The sequence below is a fragment of the Sediminibacterium sp. genome, assembly GCF_019264485.1.
Classification (GTDB): domain Bacteria; phylum Bacteroidota; class Bacteroidia; order Chitinophagales; family Chitinophagaceae; genus Sediminibacterium.
Genome location: NZ_JAHVAA010000002.1, coordinates 21,335 through 34,952 on the forward strand (window position 1 = coordinate 21,335; position 13,618 = coordinate 34,952).

Sequence of the window (13,618 nt, forward strand, 5' to 3'; positions counted from 1 at the left end):
CTTTCTTGTTTTCTTGTACCTTGAATCTCTTCTTCCTTGTATCCTTAATTAAGTATTCTGTATCCGCTTGTGGGTATATCAAATCTTGAAGCTGCTACCGGATTAAAATTAATCTGTGCGGCCGTATATTTTATTTTTCGCCCCTCCGTTTCTGTTGCCTCATATTCCAATACAAACCCCGGCACATCTTTAAACTGGTATTCAAACTCTTTTACTGATGGCGCTATATTGGCGGCATAGAATACGTTAAGCGTAGTACCATCTGTAAGTTCAAGCACCAGTTTTTTACACTCATAACCCAATATAGTTTTTGTTTCATCGCTTTTTATCAGTTTCATATTTGAATAACGGGCATGCTCCGATATCCATTTAGACTGATCCAGCTTCGTCATAAACTTATTGGCTCCGATACTACGGAGAATAGTGGCCGTAGCAGTGTTCTTATTATAAATGACAGACTGCGAAAAAGAAGGACTGGTAAGATCTGTCCTGCTGTTTACCCCTTTTATATATACTGTTTTGGTAGTAGCTTTCAATGTAGCGGCAGTACCTGCGTCTACACTATTATCATCGAGTGTAATGTTATAGGCAACAGTACATTCAGCCACCACCCTTTGCTGTGCAAAAACCGATATAAAGAACAGCATCAGTGTGGTGAGTATCATTAACTTTTTCATACAACCTGTTTAGGTAAACTAATACAATTCCGTGCCAATGTTAGTAAAAAAGCCCCGCAACAGGTGCGGGGCTTGAATAAAATTATCATTTAACAAAGCAATTACTTATTACGCTTCTGGTTTTTATCCTTCAGGTCCTGTAATTTTTTCTGACTTTCCATCATTTGTTCATAACGCTCCTGCCATTTGCTTTTCTTTTTCGGTGCTTTTCTTTTCTCATCAATTTTAGCCAGAATCTGGTCGTGATTGATGATATAATTCTGAATTACGAACTGCAGTCCTAAAGTCACAAGATTCGATACAGTATAATACCAGGTTAACGCCGATGGGAGCCTGTTGAAGATAAACAATAACATGAATGGGAAGATATAAGGCATATACTTCAACATAGGGTTATCCTGTGTTGGGGTCATGCTCATATTATAGATAGAGATCAGGAAACTGGTTACCACAGCGGTGATGGTAAACAAGCTGATATGATCTCCAAAACCCAATGGAATGGAGAATGGTAACGTTGCAATTACATCATAAGACGACAAGTCATCGCTCCATAAGAACGACTGGCCACGCAAGGAGATATTGGCATTAAAGAAACTATACAATGCAAAGAAGATAGGGATCTGTAATAATGCCGGTATACAACCACCCAATGGGTTCACACCTGCTTCGCGGAACAATTTCATCTGCTCCATGGCAAAACCCTGTTTATCGTCGCCAAATTTTCCTTTTAGAATATCCAGTTCAGGTCTTAATGCTTTCATTTTAGCACCACTCAAATAACTGCTATAGGTAAGTGGAGATGTAACGAGACGGATAAATAATGTCAGTAATAAAACCACCCATCCGAAATTGGTTACAAAACCGGCAAAGAAATCGAATACCGGCATGATAATGTATTTGTTGATGGGGCGCACAAAAGAATACATATCCCTTCCCAGGTTCACAATACGATCCATTTCGGGCGCCTGCTTTTTCAGTATTTCATAATCGCTCGGACCATAATACAATTGAAATGGAGCCGTTACAGATGCTGCAACCGGCAATTTCATCTGCAAATTGGTTTCTGTTGTTGCCAGTGAATTGGTTGAGTCTGTCTTACGCTGCCAGTTTACCTGACCAGTGGTAAAACCGTTCTTTGCAATAACGGTGCTGTTAAAAAACTGCTGTACCACACTTACCCACTGAACAGACTCTTCAAATTTCTTTTCGTTATTGGCAGAAATATAATCGAATTCATTGTTTTCTGAGAAGCAGATATTCGACATCTGACGCTCATATTCAGCAGAACGTTCCAGTTGAGAAGTTTCAATATTCCACTTCATATTCAGCAAACCCTGGCTCAGCAATTTATCTGCACCTGTTAACGATACATTCCAGTCGATCATATATGCTTCCGGAAGAATAGTATACTGATGCACCACCTGCTGTCCGTTACTTGCTGATAATGTAAAAATAACCACTTGCGATCCATCTGCTTTCTTTACTGGCTCAGCGGCAGTAAAGAATAAATCTGTTGTATTAGCCGACTGGTTAGCACCAGTATTAATCGTATATCCCAGGTTTGCCTTATCAGAAAGTAATACGGCACTGCTATCTGGTTTCGTATAGTTTTTCAGTTCCACTGATTTTACCTGACCACCTTTATTGGTGAAAGTAACTTTCATCAGTTTATTCTCTACACTCACCAACGATTCTGCACCAATAGCTGCAGTAGTAAAATCACCGGCCAATGCCGCTCTGCTTGCAGAATCTCTTTTCAACGAATCCAACTGCATAGTGGCACTATCTACTACCGGGCGTTTTGCGGCATTCACAAGGGCGAGTGAATCTTCCTGCTTTTTCTTGATCTCCAGAATAGCAGATTGCTGCTTATTACTGTACCAGAAATACAAAAAGAACAAAACACCCAGTAAAACAAAGCCAATGACCGTATTCTTGTCCGTCTTCATACTAATTTTTATTGAGGGGCAAAGGTAATATTTGCGGGGAAGATTAGTGCGCTAAGTTTCCCCGCGTTAAAATAGACACAAAAAGGCCCAAAATATTACAAAAACGACAAAATGGTCGTTTCTTTATAACCTCTCTCAACTCAACCACAAACAGGGATTCCCGACTTCTACTCATTTTACGATTCAAACCCTTTGTATGCTGGAAAAAACACAAACCCTTTCCGAGAGTGATACCAATGCCCCTACCCGATGGCAGGAGTTTTTTTGGTGGCTGGCTACAGCTGAAAAAGAGCTGCTTAAAACCTGTGTAATCGACCGGAACCGTTATGCTATCGTTGGCATGACCGTAATGGGCACCTGGCTCTTTGCCACACTGGCCTGGACCTATTTTTTTTCTACTGTTACCGGCTCCCTTATAGCGGCTATTCTCCTGGGTATTTTTATGGGAGGAATTATACTATCCATAGACAGGGCCCTGATTAAAGGCATTTCAAGGAGCAATAAAAAGAAATTTATTCCTCTTTTGTTTCGTACCATACTGGCATTAACCATTGGTTTGTTTATGGCTCAGCCTGCATTGTTATATCTTTTTGATAAGGAAATAAAAGTGCAGGTGTCTATAGACAATGAACAGCGAAAGAAAGAAAAAAGAGTCAGTCAGGATTCGGTATATGCATCTGCTAAAAAAGAGCTGACAGACCAAAAAACTGCACTACAGCTACAACTCAATAACAGATATACCGAAGTAAGCGCTGCCCGCGACGGATTTATCAGTGAAACAGATGGTACAGGCGGGAGCAGAAAAATTGGGCTGAAAGATATTGCTGCAGCCAAACAAAGAGAATACCAGCAACTGGATGCGAACTACAAAACCCTTGAAAGCCAGTCGCAGCCACAGATCAACCGGATAGACAGCCAACTGGTAGCCCTGGAAAAAAATATACAACTGGAGCAGGCAAATTTTGAAGCATTACTCAACAATGGTTTTATTACCCGCATTGAAGCATTGAATAACCTGGTAAGTAATAATACTTCTGTTGCTTTCAGGTATTATTTACTGGTGGCTATTTTAATGCTGATTGAATTAATGCCGGTAATTGCTAAAACATTACTTCCCGATGGTAGCTACGACGAAAAAGTACGATTACGTGAAGCACTTGAAAAAGAACTCACCCTAAAAAATCATGAACGGGAACTGGCATTAAAAGAATTACACAACCAGTCTGCCTTTGAACAGGATAGCCAATTCATCAAAGATGCTTTGACCGAAGCAGATGCAGCACGCAAACAAAATATGAAAGAAGCAGTGGCAGAATGGAAAAATGAACGGGCCAGTTCACTCGATCAAACATGGAAAGATATGAAAAGAGATATGCTGGTGAAACAGGAAGAATAGGGAATGATGAACAGAGGAACAGAGAAATGTCCAATGTCGAAGGAGAGAATTCATTTCGACATTGGACATTTCTCTGTTCCTCTGTTTCTCTGTTTACCTACCTCCCGGAGGACAATACTGCCTGAGGAAATTCGTATAGAGGCGTGATAGGTGTTGCGTGGTTCCTTTTCCTTCTGAAATACCGTGTGAACGGTTGGGGTAGCTCATCAACTGAAATTGTTTTCCATGTGCCACCAGTTCATTGATCAGCATTTCAGCATTATTGTAATGCACATTATCGTCACCTGTTCCATGAATATACAAAAGGTTGCCCTTCAGATTTTTAGCGTAGGTAATGGGTGAACCATCCACAAAGTCTTTCATATTTTCCTGAGGAAGTCCCATGTATCTCTCCTGATAAATATTATCGTAGGTAAGCTGGTTCGCTACTGCAGCAATAGAAATACCTGTTTTATAAATTTCCGGATACTGGAACAACAGGTTCAGCGTAGCAGAACCTCCTCCACTCCAACCCCAAACAGCTACACGACTCGTATCGATATAACCCCATTTGAATATTTCCTTCGCAGCCATTGCCTGGTCGCGGATATTTACCAATCCTACTTTGCGATAAACACTTTTTCGCCACTGCTTTCCTTTGGGTACAGGAGTTCCTCTATTGTCCACAGTAATATAGATATAACCATCATCGGCCATATTACCTGCATAAAGCCTGTTGCTACCAGATCCGTATTGATCTTTTGCATTGGCACCGGCTGGTTCTGTGTACACAAAAAATACAACAGGGTATTTTTTTGTGGGATCGAATTGTTTCGGTTTTACCATCCAGCCGTCCATCTCTACACCATCTACTGTAGTGACTTTAAAAAATTCCAGGTTTGATGTGCTTTTATTTGATTTAGACAGCGCTTCATTTACTTTGTTGCCATCAATCGGCTTATGGCCGTCTAATGCTACCCATTCCCTTACACTGGGTGTATAGTAATTGGAGAAACTATGCTGCGCATAAGCACCTGTTGGTGATACAATATAATTATGTGTACCGGGCTGATTAGCGGGTGTTAGCCTTTCCGCAATACCTGAGCCATCCAGTTTAGTTCGATATAAATATTTTTGGGTAGCGTTTTCAGGTGATGCAGCAAAATATACATACCCTGTTTTTTCATCAATAGCATGCAGGTCTATCACATCATAATTTCCTTTGGTAATCAGCGTTTCGGTTTTCGCATCAACAGATACCCTGTATAAATGACGCCAACCATCTTTTTCTGAAGCCCATAAAAATGCTGAGCCATTGTTCAGCCAGTCCCAACCCCCATAATCATAATCATTATCCCACTCACCAACGGTGCTGATCCATGCTTCATCTGATTCCCGATAAATGGATTTTGATGTGCCGGTTACAATATCACACAACATCAGATCGGTCTGGTTTTGTTTGCGATTCATGTGTTGAATAATGAGCTCTTTATGATTGCTCCATTCCATTCTGGGAACATAAGACTGCAATACCGGATCTGTAGGAATACTCATCCATTTTTGCTGGCGGCTGTCTACATTTACTACACCGATTTTATAGGGCGATGGCGATTCTCCGGCAGAAGGGTATTCAACCGGAATAGCAAATGAATAGATAGAATCGGTAGTATTAATCATCAGGTAATCCTTAGTGGCTTTGGCATCAATTTGCCAGAAAGCAATATGCTTACTATCAGGGCTCCACCTGAAACCATCTCTGCATCCAAACTCTTCTTCATACACCCAATCAAAAGTGCCATTGATGAGTTTACGGTTACCGTTTTTGGTGAGTGCGGTTACCACACCTGTTTTTACATCTTCTGCATATACATTGTATTCACTTACGTACGCTACTTTTTTCCCATCAGGAGAAAATTTGGCAAACATGAGTGATGAAGCGGTACGTCCTTTACCTAGCTGCTTAAGTTGCTTACTATTCAAATCGAGCAACCAGTAATCTCCCCGCGTATCATAACGCCATACTTTTTTGGTGTTGGTATAAATCATTACTTGCTGGTTGTCGGGAGAGAAGAAAAAATTCCGTACCGACAATGGCGCTGCTGCTCCCGCTGGCGTAAGTTGATTTTTGGCAACAATAGTGGTTTTGGTAAAACCAGGTAATTGTGTCAATACGATATTACCATCTTCTACTGCAAAATAGCCAGTACCATCTTTTGACCAATGAATACCACTTGGCGGCTGGGCTGTTAGGTTGTTGGCAAAGATGAAAAACAAAAGGAATACTATTGCTGAGGACAATGTTCTCATGTTTGTAATCAGTTTATTGGTTACTGAAAAATACAGGTTTCAATTGAGGCATACAAAAAGACCCGGTAAAACCGGGTCCTGAATAGCTGTATAATGTTATGGTACTTTATTTCTCGCCCTGCAAACTGGTTTTCTTTATGGCACTTCTTTGTTCATTGTATTTTTTTGCTGCTCCAATAAAATGTACAAAAAGCGGTGCGGGTTTTTCTACTGTACTTTTTAATTCCGGGTGATACTGAACACCAATAAAGAAGGGGTGCACAGGTATTTCCATAATTTCCACCAAACCTGTTTCGGGGTTACGTCCACTGGCAATCATACCATTGGATTCAAACTGGTCGAAATAATCGTTATTAAATTCATAACGATGGCGGTGACGTTCTGTAATATTTGTTTCCCCATATATTTTTTGAGCCAGGCTGCCGGGTTTTATCTCACATGGATACGCACCCAAACGCATGGTACCACCCATCATCTTAATTTTTTTCTGTTCTTCCATCATATTGATGACAGCATTAGAGGTTGATGTATCCATTTCTGTAGAATGTGCATCACTCAACCCGAGAATATTTCTCGCAAACTCAATCACGGCCATCTGCATACCCAGACAAATACCAAAGAAAGGCAAGCCTTTTTCACGAGCATATTGTACTGCTACAATTTTACCTTCAATACCTCTATGACCAAAACCAGGTGCTACCAGTAAACCATCGAGTCCTTCCAGTTTTTCTGCAACATTTTCCGGTGTAATGTATTCGCTGTGTACGTTTACCACCTGCACTTTTACTTCGTTCATTGCACCTGCATGTACAAAGCTTTCCAGGATAGATTTATAAGCATCCTGTAATTCAATATACTTTCCAATCAGTCCAACGGTTACTTTGCTTTTGGGATATTTCAGTTTATCGAGAAATCCTTTCCATTTATCAAGATTGGGTTCACTGAACTGCGTGATATTGAGTTTTTTCAGACAGATCAGGTCGAGTTTTTCACGCAGCATCAGCAAAGGCACTTCGTAGATGGTTGAAGCATCCATCGCTTCAATTACTGCTTCGGTCTTTACATTACAGAACAATGCAATTTTGCGTTTGATATCATCATTCAGGGGTTCTTCCGTTCTGCACACAATAATATCAGGATGCACACCTGTTTCACTAAGCATTTTTACACTGTGTTGTGTAGGCTTTGTTTTCAGTTCTTTGGCGGCACGCAGGTAAGGAATAAGTGTAAGGTGAACGACCATTACATCTTCATCTGGCAGCTCCCATTGCAACTGGCGCACTGCTTCTATAAAGGGTAAACTTTCAATGTCGCCAACTGTTCCTCCAATTTCGGTGATGATGATATCGAATTTATTGTCTTCCCCCAGTAATAACATTCTTCGCTTGATTTCATCGGTAATATGTGGTACCACCTGTACAGTTTTACCCAGGAAATCGCCAGCTCTTTCTTTATTGATAACCGTCTGATAAATACGTCCGGTTGTAACATTATTGGCCTGTGAAGTATAAATATTGAGAAAACGCTCATAGTGACCTAGGTCAAGATCTGTTTCTGCTCCATCCTCTGTTACATAACACTCACCATGTTCATAGGGGTTAAGCGTACCGGGGTCGACATTAATATAAGGATCAAATTTCTGGATAGTCGCCGTCAGCCCCCTTGCCTGTAATAATTTTGCAAGTGAAGCTGCTATAATCCCTTTTCCTAAACTACTCGTTACACCTCCGGTAACAAAAATGTACTTGGCCATGATATGCTATTGTTTATACGTTTATCGCCTGTCTGCTCATTTTATATCCCTATTGTACCTATTGAAAACAGTTCACCGAAGCATAGGTATAACAATAAAATGCCGATACCTATTGTATTGATATACAACCAGATAACGGAAAAATAAATTGACCTTGTAAATGAGCAGTGAAAAAATTCAGAGGTCATACAAAGGTACAGCAAAAAAACTGATCTAAAAAAACGACAGCCTGCATTTGAACGATTCCGAAGCGAATGTGTTAACTTGACGTGAACATCTTTATCCTCAAAAATTTGTTATGAAAAAAATAGTCATTCTTGCCATCGCGGCATTTTGTACCGCAGCCTTCCTGGGTTATAGTTATAAAACCCCCGCTCCTGAACCATTAACACCTGCCTGTTACGTAAGTTGTTTTACCACTGAAATCATGGACCAGTTTAAGGCTGAGGCAGCAACAACATCTTTTGCGATGATGCATGACAATCCCCTCGCCTATACACTTGCCGATGCAGCAGGTAAACCTGTTACATTTAAAGCCGCCGATGGCAGTACCGCAATGGGTTATGAAATACGCAGTAAGAAAAAATCGAATAAATGGTTGTTCGTGATACAGGAATGGTGGGGACTGAATGATTACATTAAAAGAGAAAGCGAAACTTTTTTTGCCGACCTCGGTGAAGATGTAAATGTAATTGCCCTTGATTTGTATGATGGTAAAATTGCGGCTACTGCAGACAGTGCCATGAAATTGATACAGTCTGCCAAAACCGAACGCCTCGAAAGTATTATCAAAGGTGCTGTAGCTTATGCGGGTGGCGATGCAAAGATATTTACCGTAGGCTGGTGTTTTGGTGGAATGTGGAGTTTACAAAGCAGTTTACTGGCTGGTAAACAGGCAGCAGGTTGTGTAATGTATTATGGCCGTCCTGAAAACAATATTGAAAAATTAAAAACACTCAATTGCGATGTCATAGGTTTCTTTGGCAATAAAGACCGCAGTCCTTCTCCTGAAATGGTGAATAAATTTGAAGCAGACATGCAGGCAGCCGGTAAAAAACTCACTACACATAAATATGATGCAGGCCACGGATTCGCTAATCCCAGCAACCCCGTATTTAATAAAGACGCAGCTGCAGATGCGCATAGTAAGGCGGTGGCATTTTTGAAAGAAAGGCTTTGAGAACAGAAGAATATTCAACAGAGAAACAGAGAAATGTTCAAATAAAACACACTTGGACATTTCTCTGTTCCTCTGTTTCTCTGTTCCTCTGTTTCTATGTTTTACATATCGTTTACAATCTTCTTATAACTTGTTACCACTCCACGTATCAGCGATGAACTAAAACCCTGGTGTTCCATTTCATTGAGGCCGGCAATGGTACAACCTTTGGGAGTGGTTACTTTATCTATTTCCTGTTCGGGGTGTGTATTTTTCTGAAGTAACAATTCCGCTGCTCCCTTTACTGTCTGCGCGGCAATAAGTGATGCTGTTGCTGCACTAAAACCTATTTCAATACCGCCCTGGATATTGGCGCGTATATAGCGCATGGCAAATGCTGTTCCACAGGCGCCTAATACTGTTGCGGCATCCATCAGTTTCTCTTCAATAAAAACAGTTTTACCTAATTGATTGAACAATGATGTAACATATGTTACCTGTTCTTCATTTGCACCCGATGCATAAATACAGGTCATACTTTCCTGAATAGCGATTGCAGTATTGGGCATGGCACGAAACACAGCTATCTCATTACCTGTTACTTCCCTGATATCTTTTACCCAGGCACCTGTAACCACACTCACCATTACATGTTTTCCGGGAATGAGATAAGGTTGAATCTGCATAAGCACTTCCTTTAGCTGAAAAGGTTTAATGGCCAGGAGAACCCAGTCGGCATATTGTACCGCTTCAATATTATTATTACTAACCAGCGCACCCTGCTGCTCCAGGTGTTTGAGTGTTTCAATATTTCTTTTGGTAATGATCAGATGGGCCGGACTGATAAATCCGCTCTTGATCAAACCTTCGGCCATAGCGGTACCCAGGTTACCGCCACCGATGATGGCTAATTTCTTGTTCATGTCGATTGCTTTGTGAGTGATGGTTGATAGTTAATAGTCGATGGTCAATAGCAGAACATTAATACCATGGACTATTGACCATCGACTATTAACTACCTCACCAAATTTACCCTAAAGTTCTCAGATAATTTCTGACGTAATCGTCAACACCGGCTTCCAGTGAAGTAAATGGAGCCTTGTATCCAATACTGCGGAGTTTTTGCATATTGGCTTCGGTAAAATATTGGTATTTATCACGAATATCATCCGGCATATCGATGTATTGTATTTCAGGCTTCATATCAAGCCCGGAAAATGAGGCTTTTACAAGATCAATAAATGTTCGTGCTTCGCCTGTACCTAAATTGTAGAGACCGTTATAGCCTATGGACCATGGACCATGGACCTCCGAAGGGAGTCCTTTGGACATGGCTTGCCGCATCCATTCAATCACATTCACCACATCTTTCACGTAAACAAAATCTCGCAGTTGTTCTCCGTCTTTAAAATCAGGACGATGACTTTTAAAAAGTTTTACATAGCCCACATTTTTAATCTGGTTAAACGCATGCCGGATTACACTCGCCATTCTTCCTTTGTGGTATTCATTGGGGCCATATACATTGAAGAATTTAAGTCCGGCCCAGCAGGGAGGTGTATTCGTTTGTTGGAGTGCCCATTTATCAAACTCATTTTTACTGATACCATATGGATTTAATGGCTGGAGTTTTTCAACAACTCCGTGATCGTCATTATACCCCAATTCTCCTGCTCCATATGTTGCAGCAGATGAAGCATAAATAAGTGGTACCTGTTTTTCGGTGCAGTATTTCCAGACCGATTTCGAATATTCAACATTCAGTTCTTCATGAATCGAATAATCAAATTCTGTGGTATCTGTTCTGGCACCTAAATGAATGATGCATTCTATTGTTGGCTCGTGTAGCGATAACCAGTCGAATAAATTGTATCGTTCAACCAGATGTGCATACCCTTTCTGTTCCCAGTTCTTTCTTTTTGCTTCCACACCAAAATCATCCACCAGTACCAGATTACGATACTCCAGTGTGTTCAGGTGTTCCACCATACAGGAGCCAATAAATCCGGCTGCCCCTGTAACAATAATATAGGAAGCATTTTCAGGCATGCAACTAGTTGATCAGTTTTTCGATTGCAGTATCATAGAGGTTTTTCCAGCTATCGATGGTTCCCCATGATTCACCATTTACCTGAATAGTTCCATTGGTTACTGTACCGAGGATGGTTGCTGAAATACCGGCAGCTTTTGCTGCTTCTGTAACAGCCGTGGCTTTGTCTTTTGAACAGGAAACAACTACCCTGCTTTGAGCCTCTCCAAACCAGAAAGCATCTTTGCGTAAATCTGTAGCAGCATCAACAGTAAAACCTAAATCACGGTTAAATCCGCTTTCGAGCAGGTTAACGGCAAGTCCGCCTTCGCTGATATCATGCGCACTTAACACCTGTTTATTTTTTATCAATGAAGCAATCAGTTGCTGAACATTATATTCTTCATCAATATTAAAATGAGGCGCGGGAGAGAACTCCACTTTTTTTAGTTTGTGCAGGTATTCCGAGGAAGCAATATCATTTTGTGGGGTACCAATAAGTATGATTATATCTCCTTCGTTTTTAAAATCGAGTGTCATACGTGCATCTACATCCTCTACAATACCTACCATGCCAATGGTGGGTGTTGGATATACAGGTCCGTCTGGATTCTGGTTATAGAAACTCACATTACCACCAGTAACAGGTGTATTGAATTTTCTACAGGCATCACCCATTCCTGTTACCGCTTTTACAAACTGGTAATAAACTTCTGGATCGTATGGATTACCAAAATTGAGACAGTTGGTTACACCTATGGGTTCACCACCGCTGCAAACAATATTTCTGGCTGCTTCAGCAACTGCTATCATACCACCTGTATACGGATCGGCGAAAACATATTTACTGTTACAGTCTACCGTTACGGCCAATCCTTTTCCTGTTCCTTTAGCTAATACAACCGTTGCATCACTTGGCGCATTGGTGGAAGTGTTCGCCGCGCCTACCATACTGTCGTACTGTGTATATACCCAACGTTTTGATGCAATATTCGGAATCTGAACCAGTTGCTCTGCCACAGATTTAAGATCAGTTACATCTTCAATGTTATTGGCATCAAAAGCTTTTATCTTTTCAAAATACTTTGGTTCACGGTATTCGCGTGTATACTGCGGCGCACCGCCACCTAATACCAGTTCATAAGCAGGTATTTCGGCTTCGAGTTCGCCATGCATGTAAAATTTGAGCAGTCCATCACCTGTTACTTCACCGATATTACTGGCAGAGAGATCCCATTTTTCAAACACTTTCAATACTGCTTCTTCTTTTCCTTTCTCTACTACAATCAGCATTCTTTCCTGGCTCTCACTCAAGAGCAGTTCCCAAGCTTTCATATTTTGTTGACGGGTTGGTACTTTTTCAAGATCAATACGCATACCCACACCACCTTTGGCGCTCATTTCTGCTGTGGAGCAGATGATGCCTGCAGCTCCCATATCCTGCATACCTATAACGGCACCTGTATTAATGAGTTCAAGACAGGCTTCGAGTAATTTCTTTTCCTGGAAAGGATCACCTACCTGAACAGCTGGTAGTTCTTCCGCACTTTCAGCCGTAATATCAGCCGATGCAAAAGAAGCTCCGCCAATTCCATCTTTTCCTGTGGCACTTCCTACAAAAAATACCGGATTGCCTATACCGGCGGCCGTTGCGCTGATCATATCGCCCGCTTTCATAATACCTACACTCATGGCATTTACCAGCGGATTGGTATGGTAACAGTCTTCGAAATAAACTTCACCACCAACAGTTGGTACACCAAAGCAGTTGCCATAATGACCAATACCATGTACCACACCACTTAAGAGGCGTTGTGTTTTTTTATCTTTCAGGTTACCAAAACGTAAACTGTTGAGTGAAGCAATGGGGCGGGCGCCCATGGTAAAAATATCACGCTGTATACCCCCTACACCTGTTGCCGCTCCCTGAAAGGGTTCGATGGCACTGGGGTGGTTATGACTTTCAATTTTAAATACTACACCAAATCCATTACCCATATCCATCAGACCTGCATTCTCCTCACCTGCAGCCACCAGCATTCTGCCACCATCTCGTGGAAGTGTTTTTAGCCATTTGATGGAGTTTTTATAACTGCAATGCTCACTCCACATACCACTGAAAGCACATAGCTCAGTAAAGTTGGGGGTTCTGCCTAATTTCTGTTTGATGAGTTCGAATTCTTCTGCTGTAAGACGCAGTTTCTCGGCGGTTTGAACAGTAATTTCCATGATGCTGCGAAGGTAAGAAACAGAGCCGTGAAAAACGGAAGGGAGAATGTAAAAGTTTGTAACATTCAATTCATGAAACATGAATGGTCAATGCTGAATGATTTATTCGATTCCTCACTCACCATTGACCATTCACCATT

At 41.2% G+C, this 13,618-nt stretch carries 9 protein-coding genes; 2 read left to right on the plus strand and 7 right to left on the minus strand.

What is annotated here, in order from left to right; all coding sequences use genetic code 11:
* Positions 1–44 precede the first annotated feature (44 nt).
* The gene (locus tag KXJ59_RS00390) at positions 45–677 is read right to left on the minus strand and encodes a hypothetical protein (RefSeq protein ID WP_295199911.1); all 633 of its coding nucleotides are present in this window, start codon (positions 675–677) and stop codon (positions 45–47) included.
* A gap of 101 nt (positions 678–778) precedes the next feature.
* Positions 779–2,626, minus strand: a complete 1,848-nt coding sequence (yidC, locus tag KXJ59_RS00395; protein WP_295199912.1) for a membrane protein insertase YidC — start codon at positions 2,624–2,626, stop codon at positions 779–781.
* A 196-nt stretch (positions 2,627–2,822) separates the two neighbouring features.
* Here yidC and KXJ59_RS00400 point away from each other — a divergent pair, with 196 nt between their 5' ends.
* On the plus strand, positions 2,823–4,022 hold the full coding sequence (locus tag KXJ59_RS00400) for a DUF4407 domain-containing protein (RefSeq protein ID WP_295199914.1): 1,200 nt from the start codon (positions 2,823–2,825) through the stop codon (positions 4,020–4,022).
* Positions 4,023–4,115: 93 nt separating this feature from the next.
* Here the strand turns inward: KXJ59_RS00400 and KXJ59_RS00405 are convergent, their stop codons facing one another.
* Entirely contained in the window at positions 4,116–6,308 is a 2,193-nt protein-coding gene (locus KXJ59_RS00405; RefSeq protein ID WP_295199916.1) for a DPP IV N-terminal domain-containing protein, read from the minus strand.
* 106 nt (positions 6,309–6,414) lie between these two features.
* Entirely contained in the window at positions 6,415–8,061 is a 1,647-nt protein-coding gene (locus KXJ59_RS00410; RefSeq protein ID WP_295199918.1) for a CTP synthase, read from the minus strand.
* Between the two features lie 298 nt (positions 8,062–8,359).
* Between KXJ59_RS00410 and KXJ59_RS00415 the strand changes: the two genes are divergently transcribed.
* Positions 8,360–9,241 carry a dienelactone hydrolase family protein gene (locus tag KXJ59_RS00415; RefSeq protein WP_295199919.1) on the plus strand — a complete coding sequence of 294 codons (882 nt, stop codon included), beginning with the start codon at positions 8,360–8,362 and terminating at the stop codon, positions 9,239–9,241.
* A gap of 101 nt (positions 9,242–9,342) precedes the next feature.
* Here the strand turns inward: KXJ59_RS00415 and proC are convergent, their stop codons facing one another.
* The 3 genes from proC to purL all read right to left on the minus strand — a co-directional run bounded on the left by proC (position 9,343) and on the right by purL (position 13,478).
* Positions 9,343–10,143, minus strand: a complete 801-nt coding sequence (proC, locus tag KXJ59_RS00420) for a pyrroline-5-carboxylate reductase (RefSeq protein ID WP_295199920.1) — start codon at positions 10,141–10,143, stop codon at positions 9,343–9,345.
* A 106-nt stretch (positions 10,144–10,249) separates the two neighbouring features.
* Complete coding sequence (gene rfaD / locus KXJ59_RS00425; RefSeq protein WP_295199921.1) at positions 10,250–11,269, minus strand: ADP-glyceromanno-heptose 6-epimerase; 1,020 nt, start codon at positions 11,267–11,269, stop codon at positions 10,250–10,252.
* Between the two features lie 4 nt (positions 11,270–11,273).
* On the minus strand, positions 11,274–13,478 hold the full coding sequence (gene purL, locus KXJ59_RS00430; RefSeq protein ID WP_295199923.1) for a phosphoribosylformylglycinamidine synthase subunit PurL: 2,205 nt from the start codon (positions 13,476–13,478) through the stop codon (positions 11,274–11,276).
* Positions 13,479–13,618: the final 140 nt, after the last annotated feature.

What these genes read in the sequence shown, in the direction of transcription:
- KXJ59_RS00400 (WP_295199914.1), top strand. Translation starts at nt 2,823, where the DNA reads ATGCTGGAAAAAACACAAACCCTTTCCGAGAGTGATACCAATGCCCCT.
- rfaD (WP_295199921.1), bottom strand. Translation starts at nt 11,269, where the DNA reads ATGCCTGAAAATGCTTCCTATATTATTGTTACAGGGGCAGCCGGATTT.
- purL (WP_295199923.1), bottom strand. Translation starts at nt 13,478, where the DNA reads ATGGAAATTACTGTTCAAACCGCCGAGAAACTGCGTCTTACAGCAGAA.
- KXJ59_RS00415 (WP_295199919.1), top strand. Translation starts at nt 8,360, where the DNA reads ATGAAAAAAATAGTCATTCTTGCCATCGCGGCATTTTGTACCGCAGCC.
- KXJ59_RS00410 (WP_295199918.1), bottom strand. Translation starts at nt 8,061, where the DNA reads ATGGCCAAGTACATTTTTGTTACCGGAGGTGTAACGAGTAGTTTAGGA.
- KXJ59_RS00390 (WP_295199911.1), bottom strand. Translation starts at nt 677, where the DNA reads ATGAAAAAGTTAATGATACTCACCACACTGATGCTGTTCTTTATATCG.
- proC (WP_295199920.1), bottom strand. Translation starts at nt 10,143, where the DNA reads ATGAACAAGAAATTAGCCATCATCGGTGGCGGTAACCTGGGTACCGCT.
- KXJ59_RS00405 (WP_295199916.1), bottom strand. Translation starts at nt 6,308, where the DNA reads ATGAGAACATTGTCCTCAGCAATAGTATTCCTTTTGTTTTTCATCTTT.
- yidC (WP_295199912.1), bottom strand. Translation starts at nt 2,626, where the DNA reads ATGAAGACGGACAAGAATACGGTCATTGGCTTTGTTTTACTGGGTGTT.